A 15,155-nucleotide genomic window follows, 5' to 3' on the forward strand; every position below is an offset into this window, starting at 1 on the left:
CGGGGACGACTTTAAAAATAGGAGGTTCGCAATGAACGAAGAAACACAAACAGTCGAAACGGTTGAAGAACAAAAGGTGCCTGCAGAACCTGCACAACAACTGCAAGACGAGAAGAAGTACACGGATGCAGATGTCGATGCTATCATCGATAAGAAATTTGCTAAGTGGAAATCTGAGCAAGAAGCCAAGGAAAACGAAGCTAAGAAGCTTGCCAAGATGAACGCTGACCAGAAACAAGAATATTTGTTAGATCAGCGTGAGCAAGAACTAGCTAATCGTGAACAAGCAATTGCTCGCAAGGAATTGACCGCAGAGGCTAAGACGATGCTAAGTGAACGTGGCTTACCAGTTGAATTAGTGGCCGTGGTTGATTTGTCAAACGCTGAAGCCGTGACTGAATCGGTCGCAAGCATTCAGAAAACGTGGGAGGATGCAGTCCAGAAAGGCGTATCTGACCGCATGAAAGGTAGCGCACCTATTAAGACTGCGCCACAGCAATCAACAGGGCTTTCAAGAGCTCAATTTTTCCAAATGAGCCATTCAGAAAAGGCTGCATTGAAGCAATCGAACCCTGAATTGTATAACTCATTTTTGAATTAACTAACAAGGAGAATTTAATATATGGCACAAACTAAAATCGCAAATCTCGTAAATCCCGAAGTGATGGGAGATATGATTGCAGCTAAACTACCAAAGAAATTGCAAGTAATTCCATTTGCAGCTATCGACCGCACGCTTGAAGGCGTACCAGGAAACACAATCACAGTTCCATCTTACACATATATCGGTGATGCTGAAGATGTAAACGAAGGTGTGGAAGCTGGTGTTGTTGTTCTCGGAACATCTACTAAGACCGCTACAATCAAGAAGGCTATGAAGGCAGTTGAGTTGACAGACGAAGCAGTTCTTTCAGGTTATGGTGATCCAGTTGGCAATGCTGAAAACCAACTTGCACTCTCAATCGCATCTAAAATTGACAACGATGCAATGGATGCTCTTTTGAAAACAAACACTCGTAAGTTTGACTCAAAAACAAAAGCAATCAGCTACGATGTAATCGTTGATGCTATTGATTTGTTTGAAGAAGAAGTCAATACTGAAAAGGTTATGTTTGTCAATCCAAAACAAGTCACAACTTTGCGCAAAGATCCAAATTTCATCTCAGCGGATAAGTATCCAAACCAGGTCGTAATGACTGGTGAAATTGGTATGATTGCTAATACTCGCATCGTTGCGACTAAGAAAGTTGCCCTTGACTCAACTAGCGCATTCTTCACATGTCCAATCATCAAACTTACTCATGATGACGAAACTGAAAAAGATACCCCGGCATTGACCGTTTATCTCAAACGCGATCCAAACGTTGAAGTTGACCGCAAGTCTTTGAAACGTTCTACTGAAATCTCAATTGACGAGTTTTACACAGTAGCCGTTTCTGACGATTCTAAAGTCGTGCTTGCTGAAATCAAGAAATAAGGTCTGACCTATGAAAGTCAGAGTCAAGCAAGCGTTCAATGATTGGCAAGCGAAAGTGAGACGACAAGAAAATGATGTCTTTGAGATGACAGATGAGCGTTTTAGCGAATTGTCACACAATCTCAAGAGCGAGTTCTCAGTCGATATTGCAGACGTTGTCGAAATCATTGAAGGAAACGAAACCCAAGGAGACGAGACGACTCCTTACGATTAGGAGGTCTTATGGAACTTGAAAAACTAAAATCATTGACGGGCGAGAGTGACGAGACAGTCCTCTCGTCTTTACTTTTAAGGGCTGAAAATATCATTTTATCTGAAACGAACCGAGATAAGCTGACGCCTGCGCTCAACAGGTTGCTACCTGAACTTGTGATTGAGCTCTACAATCGCTCTGGAAGTGAGGGAGAGCAATCTAGGAGCGAAGGTGGTATATCTGTCACCTATGGCGAAAACGGATTGTCTACGGGCCTTTTACAGCGTATTCGGATGCATCGATTAGCAAGGGTGGCAGGTCATGTTTTTGAAAAAGAGTAGACTGAAGCCATATAACCTCAAGCGGTTCAAGAAAACCGTAACAAATGAGGGGGTTGCTAAAGAAGGGTATGCGGATGAGGTTGAAGAAGTAAGACTTGAATTGTGGCCAGCGACAAGCAAGCTACAATCTGAGATTTACGGTGACCGAGTCAACGATATCTTGAACGCAAATGCGAGCAAGAGTGCAGACATCAACGTGAAAGACGGTGTCTGTATCGATAGCAAGGCAGAGGTCACGCATCGGGTTATCTCAAAGAAAGTATACAGTCATCATCAAGTTTTGGAGTTAGAACGTGTCAGGTTTACTCGGAGCAGATAGCTTAATCGCTAAATGCCGTAAGTTATACGGTGCAAAGAGTAACGAGATAATAGGACAAGCGGTCTTGCATGCTGCTAAAACAGTTGTACAGGCTGAAGCGAAACTCAGGGCGCCTGCGAATGAGGGCGAGTTGAGAAATAGCATTAGGGTGCGATTAAAAGTAAACGGCAACAAGATATCGAGCGAAGTCTTTACAAACTCAGACCATGGCGCATATGTCGAACTTGGAACGGGTCCGAAAGGGCAAGAGAACCATTCTGGCATATCGCCAGAAGTGAGTGTGTCTTATCGCTCTAGTCCGTGGTATGTGCATGAAGACCAAATCAATGTAGGGCCTTACCACTTTGCGAAAAGAGGGGAGTTCTACAAGATGTATGGTCAGCCTGCGCAACCTTACTTGTATCCTGCTTTGAAAGATAACCATGACCGTGTGTCAAGTAACATCTCAAAATACGTTAGTAGAAAGATAAGAGAACAGATAAAATGATTAACATCAAGCCTTTAATTTACAAAGAATTGCAAAAGGTCGCAGATAATGTGACCGATACTTATCCAGACGATTGGGAGAATGTCCCAGTCGTCATTTTTTTGGAAGAACAAAATAAACCGGGTGAATGGTTCGACGACCAAGAGAAGAAGTCGCATATTAGATATAAAGTGGATATCTTCGACAAAGACAGCACAAGCGATTTAGCAGTCAAAATCAATGAAATCTTCGCATCTTTGGGATTGCGAAGAACAGATTGTCAAGACGTGCCTGATCCATCGCATTTGCGTCACAAGTTGATGCGCTTCGAAGGAATCGTTGACCTGAATTCACAATTGGTTTATCAGTATAGAATGGAGAATTAATACATGTTAGCAAACGGAATTAAGCTTGCTTTTAGCGAAACTAAAGGCGATTATCAAAACCTTGTAGGTTTGAAAGAAGTACCTGAATTTGGTATTGAACCTGAAAAAGTCGAGAATACGACTCTTGCAGACAAGGTTAAAAAATATGAATTTGGTATTGGTGATGCTGGGGAACTTGAGTACAAATTCGCTTATGATAACTCAAGCGAAAACGCTCCTTATCGTGTCTTGCGTAAGGCAGCGGACAGCAAGAAGAAACTCTTCTTCGAGCAAACCTACCCAGATGGTACTAAGGTCACATTTGAAGGTCAAGTGTCCGTTAAATTGGGCGGTGGCGGAGTGAACTCTGTTATCGAGTTTACACTCAAGATTGCATTGCAGTCCGAACTTGCATTTACAGACGGATTGGGAGGTTAATAGATGGCTCTACCATACGCAATTTGGAAAGTTAGTGAGGATAAGGAGTTAAAACTCCGCCTCACCTCTTTACAAGCGACGAAAGTTGAAGAAAAAATCGGAGCAAACTTGCTCAAAGTGTTCATGCCCGCTGAAGGTGAAGCCTTTGCTTTGCCACCTCTAAAAGTCATGTTGTTGTTGACCCATGGTGCACTTCAAAAGTTCGAGCATGGACTCTCATTTGAAGATGTATCCGACCTATACGATGACTACGTCGATAACGGTGGAGATCAAGCGGCATTCATGGCAGATGTTATCTTGCCGATGCTTCAAGTATCGGGTTTTATGCCACGGGAGAAGGCAAGCAAGAAAACTCCCAAGAAATCCAAAGCCAAAATGGAAGTAGTCGAGTAAAACAGACTACGGTTCAATCAGTAAAAGAAATGGTCGAGAGGTTATACCCGATGTTTTTGGACATTGGGGGCAAGCCTCTCGATTTTTGGGATTTAACGGTACTTGAAATAAGAGACATGATTGAAAGCTATAATCGTGTCACAATTCAAAAACAAAAAGAAAAAATCATTGAATCTTACAGACTTTCGCAAATGATTGCGAACAATGTGTCTATGTTGCTTTCAAAAGATGCTAAACCGCTTGAAGTATGGGATTATGCTCCTGAACTTTTTGAAAAAGAAAAAGAGCAAGTTGAACAAGCACGATTGGCTCAAGAATTGAGATTGCACAAGGAACGAATGCGCATGTTTGCTGAGAGTCATAACCGAAAATTGAAAATGAAAGGAGAATAGATGGGAGTTACTCTTGACGAGCTCAAGGTTATGATTGACGCTGAAATCGCACCTTTCAAAAACAAGATGAAAGAAGTCGAGAATAAGGTCAAAGATGCCTCTAACAAAGTACAGTCATCAACCGACAAAATCAAGGCGCAGTCCGGCTCAATGCTAGGCGTGTTTGGTAAACTTGCCAAATTCGCTGGTTTTGCTTATCTTGGCAAGAAATTGTTAGACGTCGGCATGTACTCTACACAGATGGCTCTTGAAGTCACGGCATCGATTAACCAAATCAAGCGTCAAATGGGCGAGAGCTCACAGACATTCTTAAAATGGGTCAACGATAATGCAAACGCTATGAATATGGGCGTTGGTGAAGCGACAAAATACGGGGCAGTGTATTCAAACCTATTTTCTGGCTTTATCAAGGATTCTAACAAGCTAAGTGCATATACTGCTAAGATGCTTCAAACATCGGCAGTTGTAGCTGAAGGTTCAGGACGTAGCATTACAGACGTCATGGAGCGCATTCGCTCAGGTTTGCTAGGTAACACGGAAGCAATCGAAGATTTAGGAATCAACGTCAACGTGGCCATGATTCAATCTACTGAAGCGTTCAAGCGCTTTGCAAATGGCCAAAGTTGGGATCAGCTAGATTATCAAACTCAGCAACAAATCCGACTTATGGCTATCCTGGAACAAGCGACTGCTAAGTATGGCACGACCTTGTCACAGTCTGTCAACGGACGCATTAGCTTGTTTAAATCACTTTTAAAGGATGCTGCTTTAAACGTAGGTAACGCCTTCTTGCCGATCATCAATGCTATTATGCCAGTTTTGAACTCGTTCGCTATGGTCTTGAAGAACGTGACCGCTAAACTCGCTGAGTTTATCGCTTTAATGTTCAACAAGAAAGCGACTGTGAAGGACGGTGTGGCGGGCGCAGTCGGTGACATGAACGGAGCCTTACAAGATGCTTCATCTGGTGCAGGTGACCTCGCAGATGCCATGGGTGATGCTGATGATGCTTCAGGAGGTCTAGCTGACAACCTTGGAGATTCAGCTAAGAATGCTAAGAAAGCAGTCAAAGAATTGCTTGGACTAGCCGGTTTTGACGAAATCACGCTCTTGAACAAGAAGGACGATTCGGACGACGGAGGCTCTGGCGGTTCTGGTGGCGGTGGAGGTAAAGGCAAAGGTAAGAAAGGTAAAGGCGGTAGTGGACCTTTCAAAGACATCTTGCCAGAAGTAGCTTTAACCGACATGGATAACCAATTCAAGAGCATTTTCGACGGTCTAGGAGATAAACTGAAAGGTTTAACAGACCTCTTTAGCAAAGGCTTCACTGCTGCATTCAGAGCTGAAGGTCTAGAACGTATTAAGATTGGTCTTGGTCAAATCAAGACTACACTTGAAGAAATTGCTACTGATCCACGGGTAGCCAATGCTTTTAATGGAATGACCGAAAAAATCGCTTATGCGCTAGGACAAATTGCAGGCTCTATCGGCACGGTTGGAGTTGGCATTGGTGTCTTTCTTGCTGAAAGCATTGCAAATGGCTTAGGTCGCCAAAAAGAGCGTATTATTCGCTCGCTTGTGGCACAATTCGAGAATACGGGCAATATGTTTGCATCGGCTGGAAACATTGCTCAGGCGTTTGCAGATGGCTTCTATGACGTCATAACATCGACTGGCGCTGTTCGTATTGGAAGTTCGATTGTGTCTGCTGTTTTAACTATTCAAGCTAGCATCGTGGAGATTGGCTTTAAACTCGGCGGTGACCTACTACAAGGCATTGAACAGATTGTTACGGATAACATGCCTGGCGTTGCCGAGGCTTTTTCAAATGCATTGTCTGCAATTGCTCCTGTTTTTGAGAGTGCGGAACAAGCAATCAATGACCTGTCAGACTCAATCAGTCGTGTGTATGATAATTACATTCGTCCATCGATTGAATCATCGACGAAAGCTATATCAGGCATTATCAGTTTGTTTGTAAAGGGTTGGAATAATTACATCCAACCCGTTATAGAGAAGCTTGGTCAAGGTTTCTCAGATACAATTGGCAAACATATTTCTCCATTTATTCAAAAGATTTTGGAGATGGTCGCAAGTTTTCAAGAAATGTCACAAGTCATCACGGCCTACGTTGCACCAGTAATTGGCTTTATCGTTGAGGAATTGACGAGAGTTCTAGCTCCAACCCTTGAATATATCGGAGAAGTCTTCCGTGTATTATTCAACACAGTCGCTGATATACTTGGGGGCGTGGCCGACTTCCTCAAAGGCGTATTTGATATCATCACTGGTATCCTTACGGGTGATATGAGTAAGATTTTTGATGGTTTCACCGAAACGGGTGATGCTATCATGAACATCCTATCAACGCTTCTCACAGCTTTGTTAGATTTAACAGTAGCAGTTTTGAAAGTTATCTGGGATACGATTATAGCAATCTTCCAAGGAATTTGGGATGGGATCGTGGCTATCTTCACACCGCTTGGCGAATGGTTCAGTGAACGTTGGAACGATATCACAACCGTTCTAGCAGACGTAGCTAAATGGTTTGGTGACATGTTCCAGAAAGCCTGGAATGCGCTAACGAATGTATTCTCTTCAATTGGAACTTGGTTTGGTGAACGCTGGAACGACGTGACGGCTGCACTTTCAAACGTCGCAACGTGGTTCGGAAATATCTTCAAGACTGCATTTGAAGCAGTCAAGAACGCATTCAGCACGATTGGTAGCTTCTTCTCTGGCGTGTGGACCACGGTTAAGAACATCTTCGTGAATGCCGGTCAAATGGTCGGGAATGCAGTAGGTGGCGCATTCAAGAGCGCAGTTAATGCGGTTCTCGGCACAATTGAAAATGTGGTGAATGGCTTTATCGGTATGATTAACGGTGTTATTGGCATGATTAACAAAATACCTGGCGTATCCCTTGGCGGTATCGGCTATGTAAGTCTCCCTCGCCTTGCCCGTGGTGGTATCGTCGATAGTCCGACTGTGGCCATGATTGGTGAAGCTGGTAAAGAGGTTGTTATGCCTCTTGAAAACACTGGATTCTTGCAGACTATGGGTCGCATAGTAGGTGGTGCGGTAGTCAATGCCTTGGGCGGTGGCTTGCCACAATCCGGAGGCATCAGCGGTAGCGGCGACATCGTCATCATGATTGGTGGACACGAATTTGGTCGTGTGGCCATCCAAGAAATCAACAAAGAACAAGAACGTGCAGGACAAGTCTTGCTTAACATTTAAAGGGAGGTAAAATGGCACGCTTAATTATCAACGGGGTGGCTGTTAAGCCTCCCAAATCTTTTCAAGTCGGAATCCAAGATATTGACGGAGAAACAGGCCGAAACGCTAACGGAGACATGGTCCGTGACCGTATCACGACCAAGCGAAAGTTAGATTGTGAATGGGGCATGCTGACTCAAGATGAAATGAGTAAGCTTTTAAATGCCGTCTCAGCGGTCTTTTTCGAAGTCTCTTATCCCGACCCTGTAAGAGGTCAGACAACAGGGACTTTCTATGTTGGAGATAGAACGGCTCCAAGTTATTCGTTTACCGAGAAGTTCAAGCCCTGGTCAGGCGCTAAATTTAATCTGGTAGAAAGGTAGGGTAGAACATGGATATATTCAGACGTAAGAAATTCGATGAAGCAATGTTTGCTAAGAACCGCACCCTTGCCATCAGAGTAGGACGGTATCAGTCGAGTGATATCAAAGAAGCAAGTTTTGATTATGGTTTTATTAAAGGTGATACTTACAAGCCCGGTGGAACATGCGCAGGTAGTGCTAAAATCGTCTTTACAAGCATCATTACCAATTTCAATAAACTAGACAAGATTTACCCTGAAATCGGACTTTTGGTAGACGGAACCTACGAATGGGTCAAAATGGGTGAATACTTCATCAATGATATTGAAATTGACCGAAACCGTAAAACGACCAAGCTCGACCTTATGGACGGAATGTTCAAATTCAATCGTGAACATGTCACAGACTTGACTTATCCGGCAGAAATCAGGCAAGTCATCAAAGAGATTTGTCTGAAAACGGGTGTAGAACTTGCGAACGAAAACATGGATATTGCATCCATGAATTATGTAATTGAGAATATTCCTAAAGACAAGAAAATGACATTCAGAGACGTCTTGAGTCTAGCGTCTCAAATGCTCGGAATGTCTTGTTTTTTCAATCGAGAAGGGAAACTTGAAATTAAGGAATTGACTGACTCGGGTATCACGATTACAGCAGATAGCTACTTTATGCACGGATTGACTAAAAGCGAAGTCGAGTATCAGATTGCAGGGATAATCTGCAAGAAAGATAAAGAGCTACTTACGGTCGGAATGCGCACGGGTCGCTCGTTAGAATTAGATAATCTGTTCATGTCTCAATCGATTTTGGATAATCTCTATCACAAAATCAAGGATATTCGCTATTATCCGTTTAATTTGAATTACCAGGGGCACCTCTTGCTTAACGTGGGTGAATGGGTGACTATCAAGACCAACACCGGCGAAGCCTTCAAATCTCCAGTATTGAGCCAGTCATTCACTTTTAAAGGCGGTCTTCGTGGTCGTATCAGTGCAGACAGTAAGGCAGGCAATGATGCGCAGTATTCGTATGCAGGAACGCTCACGAAGAAAATTGAGCAATTCAGCGAATTTGAGAAACAAATTCAAAACCAAATTGAAGAAGCGGACAAAGGCTTTGACAAGAAAGTCGAGAAAATTAAGAAAGATTTTAGTGATCAGGTCGAACTGGCAAAAGCAAAAACTGAAGAGGTCAAGCGTCAACTTTCTGACACCATTGACCAGCGACTTAATAGCTTTGATAACGGTCCATTGCAAGAGGTCAAGCGCAGGGCTGATGAAGCCTTGCGAAACGTTGGTGCAAGTAGCTTACTCGCTCAGGAAGCGAAGCAAATCAGTGAGCAAGTGAGACGGCAGCTTGATAGCAAGGCTGACCTCGTCGAATTTCAGCGAGTGAAAGAAACCAATCAGCTTTATGAGAGAATAATTGGTAGTAGCGAGTCGGATATTGCGGATAAAGTCGCTCGCATGGCCTTGACAAATCAGCTGTTCCAGGTTGAAGTTGCTAAAAGCCTTGGAAGTGATAATAACTTAATTGTCCGCTCGAAGTCGATGGACAGGCATACGCTAGTCAATGAAGGCAATACTAAGCGAGTATTCGTGAATAACGGTATATTTAGCATTAGATGTACTGGTAATTCAGGATATACATTCGCGGGATTCACACTACCACTCTACATCGATAGAATGTCTAGAGGAGAGACATATACTCTTAATTTTAAGTATCGAATTATGGGACGATTAGACCATAATTTCGTGGTTGTTGCTAAAAATCACGGAACGAATGAAACAATTTTAGCTTCAGATGTAGCAACGAGTTCAACTGCAGTCTCAAGCAGTTGGCAAGAGTTCAACGAAACGTACACTATCAGCAGAGATTTTAAGTTTGGGAATAGCGAACTTTATCCACTTTATTTCTACTTAGCCAAAAATGGCTGGGTTGAAATTAAAGAGATTATGCTTGTTAGGGCGTCTCAAACTAACGGATATAAAGCTAGTCAACTAGATGATATGTCTGAAGCTGTTCGTACTGTTCAAAATCAACTTGCTGACTCGTGGGCCGTCCAGAACCTAACTAGCGCTGGCTCTATCGTCTCGCAAATCAATGCAACGAACAATCAAATTTTGATTGAAGCTGAGAAAATCCGTTTGAAAGGTAAGACCTTGCTTGATGAATTGACCGCTATTCAAGGTTACTTCAAGCGGTTATTTGTAGGCGAGGGTAACTTTGCTAAGCTGAACGCTGAAATTATCGGTTCAAGGACTATCACAGCTGACAAGCTCATCATGGACCAAGCAATGGCTCGAATGTTCGTTTCAAGCGATATTTTTACAGATACTCTTGCTGCTAAAGAAGCCTTCATCAACAAACTTCGGTCAGTAGTAGTATCTGCGACCTTATTTGAAGGTTTCAAAGGTAAGATTGGTGGATTCCAAATCGGTACACATGATAAGGATCCGTCAACTTACTGGCTAACAGGACAAAATAATTTTGATGTTGGTCTTTCTTCTGGAAAAGGAAGATACAATCAAACCTCTCTTTGGGTTAATTGGGGAGACAATTGGAATCAGCCAGGAAATAAAGCATGGTTCGTAAAAAATACTGGTGAAATGCACTGCTATAATACAGCTCATTTTTGGAATGAACCGATTGTGCATGGAGATCTTCAGGTTAGCGGTAACATAAAATTTATCAATAATGGTTCGTTGGGGCACTGGATATATTCTTACAACTACAAAAAAATTGCATCAAACAATGGATATTTATATTTATACGATAACTATGAAAGATACGACTGGATTCCTATGAATAAAGAAATATCAGACCGTCGCTACAAGTCAAATATCAAAGCTAGTACAGTCTCAGGTCTCGATGTTATCGAGAAGCTGAAGACGTACAGCTATCGCAAAGAGTACGATGGCAAAATTGAGGACATTTCTTGCGGTATTATGGCGCAAGATGTCCAGAAATATGCTCCTGAAGCCTTTTATGAAAATCCTGACGGTGCATACTCGTATCGAACATTTGAACTTGTGCCTTATCTTATCAAGGCCATTCAAGAACTCAATCAAAAAATACAGAAATTGGAGAAAACAGCATGAATGAACAAAACCAACAAATAAGCAGTCTAGCGATTAAGTCGCTTAGCGAAAAAATCAGCAAAGAAGCTACTCAATCGGCTACGCTCGAAGCCCTCTACACAGTGACTGCGATGGAACTTGAGCAGATGAAGCAAATCATCGAATCAGATGAAGAGCTCAAAGCGAAATTTGAAGAAGTGAAAGGAAAAATGACAAATGGCAATCAATAACTATGAGCTTGTAGGCAAGCCTTACACACGAGGATTGGGAGATAATCTAAAGACAGTAGTTGAAATTCGTTTAGAAGATGGGACTCGCTACAGTACGAACATGCGTGAGCTAACAGGTGACCGTACGAATGAGCAAGAGGACGTCTTGATTCAAGCGGTGCTGGATATCATTAAGGCAGAGCTAGACCCAGGAAGCGCCATCGTGAAGGCGCAAGCTGAGATTAAACAAGCAGTACAGACTCTTGCGAAAACAAATACAGACTTGACTGCTAACATAGAGAACCTTGATAACGTCTCAGCAATTACTGAAGTTCTCATTGCGCTTGCGATTGGTCAGAATGGTGGCATGCCAACGAACACTTACAGTAAAGTTGCGCAGTTCATCAAGCCTCTTGTTAAAGACCGTCGTTATACGAACGACGACATCGTATCAATGCCTTATCCGTACGATACGAATCCGAAGTGGCCGAAGGAAACACCAACGATCCTGAAATTCCAAATGCAACCGTCAGAGGGATATACTTGGAAAGAGCAACCTCTTGCTGAGATGCTGCAGAAGGGCATTCTGACAGTGGTCATGCCAAGAATTGAGTAGAGGAGGTTATATGCCAATTGAAGAAGCTGAAAGAATCGCTCAAAGTCAGGTAGCTTGGGCGATTTTGTTTATTTTGCTTTTCTTTATCATCATTCGATATCTTATCAAGACTTCGGACAAGCGAGAAAAGAAGATTATGGATTTGCATGAGCAATCAAAGACCGACTCTAACAGACGAGAAGAGCGTTTGATGACTCATCTTGAAAAAACCACTACAGAATTAACGACAATTACACATACGGTCGGAGACATTCAGAAAGAAATGGTCCGCATGAACGACCGCATGGACGAAATCGAAAAAGGAGAATAACACATGCAACAAATTACAGAAATCATTGTAGCTTCAGCTACTGGAATCTTGACCATTTTGGCAGGCATCGCAGTCAAATCTATTAAGGATTTTCTCATCAAAAAAGGTGGAGAAAAGACAATTAAGATTGTTGAAATCCTTGCTAAAAATGCGGTCAATGCAGTGGAGCAGGTTGCTTCAGAAACTGGCTATAAGGGTGAAGAGAAGCTGGAGCAAGCCCGCACTAAAATCCGTGCTGAGCTTACAAAATACAATATCAGTATGACTGACCGCGATCTTGATACATTCGTCGAGTCAGCTGTTAAGCAGATGAATGAAGCCTGGAAGGAGTAGCAAACATGGTAGAAATCATTAACCATACAATCTTCAATGGAATTTCAGGCTCCCGTCCAACTGAACGTCCGAAATATTATGTCTTACATAATGACGCTGGCTCAAAAAGTGCAAAGGCCTACATCGAATGGCTCCAGTCACGATATGACAATGGCCAGGCTGAACTTGGTTTCGCACATTATTACATCACAAGAGATGCAATCGTGCGAGTCGAAGACACGTTTAATGGCTCATGGTCTGCTGCTAACTACGATGCTAACATGAACTCTCTTAGCTATGAAGTATGCCAGCAACTCAGCGCATCAGATGCCGAGTTTATCGAGAACGAAAACATGGTATTGCGCCAAATGGCCGAGGATATGACTTATTACGGGGATACTCCGAATTATTCAAATATCAAGTTTCACAATGAATTTTCAAGCACATCATGCCCTGCTCGTTCTTTGGAGTTGCACGGTGGCTACAATGATAGCTTGCGTGACTATGTGATTGCTAAAATCAAGCATTATCAGTCGCTCGGTTCAACTGTCCAAGAAATGCTCGATAATGAGGACAACCAGGAAGGTTGGAAGAAAAATGCGACTGGTTGGTGGTATGTCAATGCAGACGGAAGCTACCCAACGAATGAATGGCAGAAGATTGACGATGTCTGGTATTACTTCGACAGCAACGGTTACATGAAGGCTAACGATTGGCACAAGCATTCAGACGAGCACTGGTACTACTTGCTTCCAAGTGGAGCAATGGCCACTGGCTGGGCGCTTATTGCTAACAAGTGGTACTACTTCAAAGAAGATGGTAAGATGGCCACTGGCTGGGTCAAATACAAGGACCATTGGTACTATCTCGATGCAAAAGATGGCGATATGAAGTCCAAACAGTTCATTAAGTCGGCAGACGGTTCTGGCTGGTACTACCTTAAATCAGACGGAACAATGGCAGATAAGCCAGAGTTTACTGTTGAGCCTAATGGCTTGATCACTACAAAATAATTTTTTAAAAATAGAAAGGAAAATTTCTAAAATATTGTTCGAATTGTAACCGCAGGCTTATGCTTGCGGTTTTTTTGTTTGCTCTGGAATAAAATGTGATATAATATAGATATTCTAATAAATACCTACTTTTCTAAACGCTAGCTCTCACTAGCATTTCATAACAATCCATTTTAAAAATCATAGTATAATAGATTGGGGTTGTATTTTAGTTCTCGAACAGTGAGAATAAGGTCTAACCGCACACAACCTCTTAAGGAGGTGGCGCCCGATTCGGGCGCATTTTTTGTTTAGGAAAAAAATTTAAAAAAAGTTAAAGAAAAGTGTTGACAATATATAACAAATGTTATATACTATACTTGTAAGATAAATAAAACAAAAAACGGAGGAACTTACAATGAAAAACGGACACATGATTCTTGGACAACGCTGGACAAACGCGATTCGCAACGAAGCTGGAACATCAACTAAAATGTTCAACTTATCTAAAAAAATTGTTGAATTTCCTGATAATAACTTGCAAGAAATTCACAGCGCACTTTACGGCTTGTTGCGCGCAGGATATGACATCAGCAATATGCGTGATGTGGAAGAACTTGCTAAATATGTTGACGTGAAGAAATCACACGGGAAATTGCTTGATGTTACAAGAGATGATATCGAATTATATCACAGACTTTTTGTAGCGAGATTTGGCAAATAACAATAAAAATACCCCCTCAAAAAATGAGGGGGTTTGTAAGATAAATAAGGCGGCAGAGTGACCGCCTAGAAAGAGTATAACATGAAAGTAGATACAAAGCAAATTGAGTGGCTATTGAAAAATGCCAGTGGTTATCAGATCTCAAAAATGAGCGGAGTTGCCCAACCAACAATTTCAGCTTTAATCAATAAAAAAAGAAGCGTTGAAAATCTCACAATAGAGACGGGATACAAATTGACAAACTATGCGAAGGATCTAAAAATGGAAAAAGCAAAACAACTACTTGAAGAAATTAAAAATAACGATGTAGCATACGCTATCGTAAATGATGATGGTTCAGTATATTGCAATCTTGGTACAAGTAACATCATGGATATCTACGGCCATGGTGGCGAAGATGGCCATTTTTACGGAGTATATGGTGACGCAGTTTGCGGGCAACTTGATAGTCGCAACGCCCCTGATGACGTTATTTTGAAAGCTATTCAACTAATGATAAGTCTGGGTGAGCCTGTAAAACGTTCAGAATTGTCTATGAGGTCAGATTTCAAACAGACATTTGTAGATGGATATTTTGAGGCAGTTAAACTTATGAAACAGTCTGGTCTTCTACAAGATCAAGAAGAAAATGAGAAAGTCAAAGAATGGATTGAGTCTCACAGGGACGTTGTAGGTTCAACAGTTAAACATTCATCATTCGGGAAAGGCAAAGTGATAAAAGTTAAAGACAACACAATCACTATTGATTTTGAAGATAAGGGCCAAAAATCGCTAGCGCTTGAAGCGGTTGTGGATAGCAATCTCTTAGAATTTTAATCAACCAGCATTTAAGCTGGTTGATTAAAATTTTTGCTATCTTTTTAAATAAAAAATTTTAAATTTCTTAGTGTTTTCTCTTGACAATATATAACAAATGTTATATACTATACTTGTAAGATAAATAA

General features: G+C 41.9%; 20 protein-coding genes. All 20 read left to right on the top strand.

The window, feature by feature from the left end:
• Positions 1 to 31: 31 nt before the first annotated feature.
• The 20 genes from ATE37_RS05155 (at position 32) to ATE37_RS05250 (ending at position 15,027) form a co-directional block, all read left to right on the top strand.
• Positions 32 to 601 (top strand): DUF4355 domain-containing protein, encoded by a 570-nt coding sequence (locus tag ATE37_RS05155; protein ID WP_084868202.1) that lies wholly within the window; start codon positions 32 to 34, stop codon positions 599 to 601.
• Positions 602 to 622: 21 nt separating this feature from the next.
• Positions 623 to 1,477, top strand: a complete 855-nt coding sequence (locus ATE37_RS05160) for a N4-gp56 family major capsid protein (protein ID WP_084868204.1) — start codon at positions 623 to 625, stop codon at positions 1,475 to 1,477.
• Between the two features lie 10 nt (positions 1,478 to 1,487).
• Positions 1,488 to 1,691: a hypothetical protein gene (locus ATE37_RS05165; protein WP_084868206.1), complete on the top strand. Its 204-nt coding sequence runs from the start codon at positions 1,488 to 1,490 to the stop codon at positions 1,689 to 1,691.
• Positions 1,692 to 1,699: 8 nt separating this feature from the next.
• The gene (locus tag ATE37_RS05170; RefSeq protein WP_084868207.1) at positions 1,700 to 2,011 is read left to right on the top strand and encodes a phage head-tail connector protein; all 312 of its coding nucleotides are present in this window, start codon (positions 1,700 to 1,702) and stop codon (positions 2,009 to 2,011) included.
• Complete coding sequence (locus ATE37_RS05175) at positions 1,992 to 2,330, top strand: hypothetical protein (RefSeq protein WP_084868209.1); 339 nt, start codon at positions 1,992 to 1,994, stop codon at positions 2,328 to 2,330. Before ATE37_RS05170 ends, ATE37_RS05175 begins: the two co-directional genes overlap by 20 nt.
• Complete coding sequence (locus ATE37_RS05180; RefSeq protein WP_084868211.1) at positions 2,305 to 2,817, top strand: HK97-gp10 family putative phage morphogenesis protein; 513 nt, start codon at positions 2,305 to 2,307, stop codon at positions 2,815 to 2,817. The genes ATE37_RS05175 and ATE37_RS05180 overlap by 26 nt, the downstream gene beginning before the upstream one ends.
• On the top strand, positions 2,814 to 3,182 hold the full coding sequence (locus ATE37_RS05185; protein WP_084868212.1) for a hypothetical protein: 369 nt from the start codon (positions 2,814 to 2,816) through the stop codon (positions 3,180 to 3,182). The genes ATE37_RS05180 and ATE37_RS05185 overlap by 4 nt, the downstream gene beginning before the upstream one ends.
• Positions 3,183 to 3,185: 3 nt before the next feature.
• Complete coding sequence (locus ATE37_RS05190; protein WP_084868214.1) at positions 3,186 to 3,599, top strand: phage tail tube protein; 414 nt, start codon at positions 3,186 to 3,188, stop codon at positions 3,597 to 3,599.
• A gap of 3 nt (positions 3,600 to 3,602) precedes the next feature.
• On the top strand, positions 3,603 to 3,992 hold the full coding sequence (locus ATE37_RS05195; RefSeq protein ID WP_084868216.1) for a DUF6096 family protein: 390 nt from the start codon (positions 3,603 to 3,605) through the stop codon (positions 3,990 to 3,992).
• 50 nt (positions 3,993 to 4,042) lie between these two features.
• The gene (locus tag ATE37_RS05200) at positions 4,043 to 4,384 is read left to right on the top strand and encodes a hypothetical protein (RefSeq protein WP_084868218.1); all 342 of its coding nucleotides are present in this window, start codon (positions 4,043 to 4,045) and stop codon (positions 4,382 to 4,384) included.
• Positions 4,385 to 7,624 (top strand): phage tail protein, encoded by a 3,240-nt coding sequence (locus ATE37_RS05205; protein ID WP_084868219.1) that lies wholly within the window; start codon positions 4,385 to 4,387, stop codon positions 7,622 to 7,624. It begins immediately after the preceding gene.
• An 11-nt stretch (positions 7,625 to 7,635) separates the two neighbouring features.
• On the top strand, positions 7,636 to 7,986 hold the full coding sequence (locus ATE37_RS05210; protein WP_084868221.1) for a DUF6711 family protein: 351 nt from the start codon (positions 7,636 to 7,638) through the stop codon (positions 7,984 to 7,986).
• A gap of 8 nt (positions 7,987 to 7,994) precedes the next feature.
• On the top strand, positions 7,995 to 11,069 hold the full coding sequence (locus ATE37_RS05215) for a tail fiber domain-containing protein (protein WP_084868223.1): 3,075 nt from the start codon (positions 7,995 to 7,997) through the stop codon (positions 11,067 to 11,069).
• Positions 11,066 to 11,278, top strand: a complete 213-nt coding sequence (locus tag ATE37_RS05220; RefSeq protein WP_084868224.1) for a hypothetical protein — start codon at positions 11,066 to 11,068, stop codon at positions 11,276 to 11,278. The genes ATE37_RS05215 and ATE37_RS05220 overlap by 4 nt, the downstream gene beginning before the upstream one ends.
• Positions 11,265 to 11,873 (top strand): hypothetical protein, encoded by a 609-nt coding sequence (locus ATE37_RS05225; RefSeq protein ID WP_084868226.1) that lies wholly within the window; start codon positions 11,265 to 11,267, stop codon positions 11,871 to 11,873. Before ATE37_RS05220 ends, ATE37_RS05225 begins: the two co-directional genes overlap by 14 nt.
• Before the next feature lie 10 nt (positions 11,874 to 11,883).
• Positions 11,884 to 12,183 carry a hypothetical protein gene (locus ATE37_RS05230; RefSeq protein ID WP_084868227.1) on the top strand — a complete coding sequence of 100 codons (300 nt, stop codon included), beginning with the start codon at positions 11,884 to 11,886 and terminating at the stop codon, positions 12,181 to 12,183.
• Positions 12,184 to 12,186: 3 nt separating this feature from the next.
• Positions 12,187 to 12,516 carry a phage holin gene (locus tag ATE37_RS05235; RefSeq protein ID WP_084868229.1) on the top strand — a complete coding sequence of 110 codons (330 nt, stop codon included), beginning with the start codon at positions 12,187 to 12,189 and terminating at the stop codon, positions 12,514 to 12,516.
• A 5-nt stretch (positions 12,517 to 12,521) separates the two neighbouring features.
• Entirely contained in the window at positions 12,522 to 13,508 is a 987-nt protein-coding gene (locus ATE37_RS05240) for an N-acetylmuramoyl-L-alanine amidase (protein WP_084868230.1), read from the top strand.
• 397 nt (positions 13,509 to 13,905) lie between these two features.
• Positions 13,906 to 14,211 (top strand): hypothetical protein, encoded by a 306-nt coding sequence (locus tag ATE37_RS05245; protein WP_084868232.1) that lies wholly within the window; start codon positions 13,906 to 13,908, stop codon positions 14,209 to 14,211.
• 81 nt (positions 14,212 to 14,292) lie between these two features.
• Positions 14,293 to 15,027 (top strand): DUF3553 domain-containing protein, encoded by a 735-nt coding sequence (locus ATE37_RS05250; RefSeq protein ID WP_084868234.1) that lies wholly within the window; start codon positions 14,293 to 14,295, stop codon positions 15,025 to 15,027.
• Positions 15,028 to 15,155 lie beyond the last annotated feature (128 nt).

This window comes from Streptococcus oralis subsp. tigurinus, assembly GCF_002093575.1.
GTDB lineage: Bacteria > Bacillota > Bacilli > Lactobacillales > Streptococcaceae > Streptococcus > Streptococcus oralis_CH.

What these genes read in the sequence shown, in the direction of transcription:
- ATE37_RS05160 (WP_084868204.1), top strand. Translation starts at nt 623, where the DNA reads ATGGCACAAACTAAAATCGCAAATCTCGTAAATCCCGAAGTGATGGGA.
- ATE37_RS05240 (WP_084868230.1), top strand. Translation starts at nt 12,522, where the DNA reads ATGGTAGAAATCATTAACCATACAATCTTCAATGGAATTTCAGGCTCC.
- ATE37_RS05200 (WP_084868218.1), top strand. Translation starts at nt 4,043, where the DNA reads ATGTTTTTGGACATTGGGGGCAAGCCTCTCGATTTTTGGGATTTAACG.
- ATE37_RS05195 (WP_084868216.1), top strand. Translation starts at nt 3,603, where the DNA reads ATGGCTCTACCATACGCAATTTGGAAAGTTAGTGAGGATAAGGAGTTA.
- ATE37_RS05205 (WP_084868219.1), top strand. Translation starts at nt 4,385, where the DNA reads ATGGGAGTTACTCTTGACGAGCTCAAGGTTATGATTGACGCTGAAATC.
- ATE37_RS05230 (WP_084868227.1), top strand. Translation starts at nt 11,884, where the DNA reads ATGCCAATTGAAGAAGCTGAAAGAATCGCTCAAAGTCAGGTAGCTTGG.
- ATE37_RS05165 (WP_084868206.1), top strand. Translation starts at nt 1,488, where the DNA reads ATGAAAGTCAGAGTCAAGCAAGCGTTCAATGATTGGCAAGCGAAAGTG.
- ATE37_RS05225 (WP_084868226.1), top strand. Translation starts at nt 11,265, where the DNA reads ATGGCAATCAATAACTATGAGCTTGTAGGCAAGCCTTACACACGAGGA.
- ATE37_RS05215 (WP_084868223.1), top strand. Translation starts at nt 7,995, where the DNA reads ATGGATATATTCAGACGTAAGAAATTCGATGAAGCAATGTTTGCTAAG.
- ATE37_RS05185 (WP_084868212.1), top strand. Translation starts at nt 2,814, where the DNA reads ATGATTAACATCAAGCCTTTAATTTACAAAGAATTGCAAAAGGTCGCA.
- ATE37_RS05250 (WP_084868234.1), top strand. Translation starts at nt 14,293, where the DNA reads ATGAAAGTAGATACAAAGCAAATTGAGTGGCTATTGAAAAATGCCAGT.
- ATE37_RS05175 (WP_084868209.1), top strand. Translation starts at nt 1,992, where the DNA reads ATGTTTTTGAAAAAGAGTAGACTGAAGCCATATAACCTCAAGCGGTTC.
- ATE37_RS05235 (WP_084868229.1), top strand. Translation starts at nt 12,187, where the DNA reads ATGCAACAAATTACAGAAATCATTGTAGCTTCAGCTACTGGAATCTTG.
- ATE37_RS05155 (WP_084868202.1), top strand. Translation starts at nt 32, where the DNA reads ATGAACGAAGAAACACAAACAGTCGAAACGGTTGAAGAACAAAAGGTG.
- ATE37_RS05170 (WP_084868207.1), top strand. Translation starts at nt 1,700, where the DNA reads ATGGAACTTGAAAAACTAAAATCATTGACGGGCGAGAGTGACGAGACA.
- ATE37_RS05210 (WP_084868221.1), top strand. Translation starts at nt 7,636, where the DNA reads ATGGCACGCTTAATTATCAACGGGGTGGCTGTTAAGCCTCCCAAATCT.
- ATE37_RS05245 (WP_084868232.1), top strand. Translation starts at nt 13,906, where the DNA reads ATGAAAAACGGACACATGATTCTTGGACAACGCTGGACAAACGCGATT.
- ATE37_RS05190 (WP_084868214.1), top strand. Translation starts at nt 3,186, where the DNA reads ATGTTAGCAAACGGAATTAAGCTTGCTTTTAGCGAAACTAAAGGCGAT.
- ATE37_RS05220 (WP_084868224.1), top strand. Translation starts at nt 11,066, where the DNA reads ATGAATGAACAAAACCAACAAATAAGCAGTCTAGCGATTAAGTCGCTT.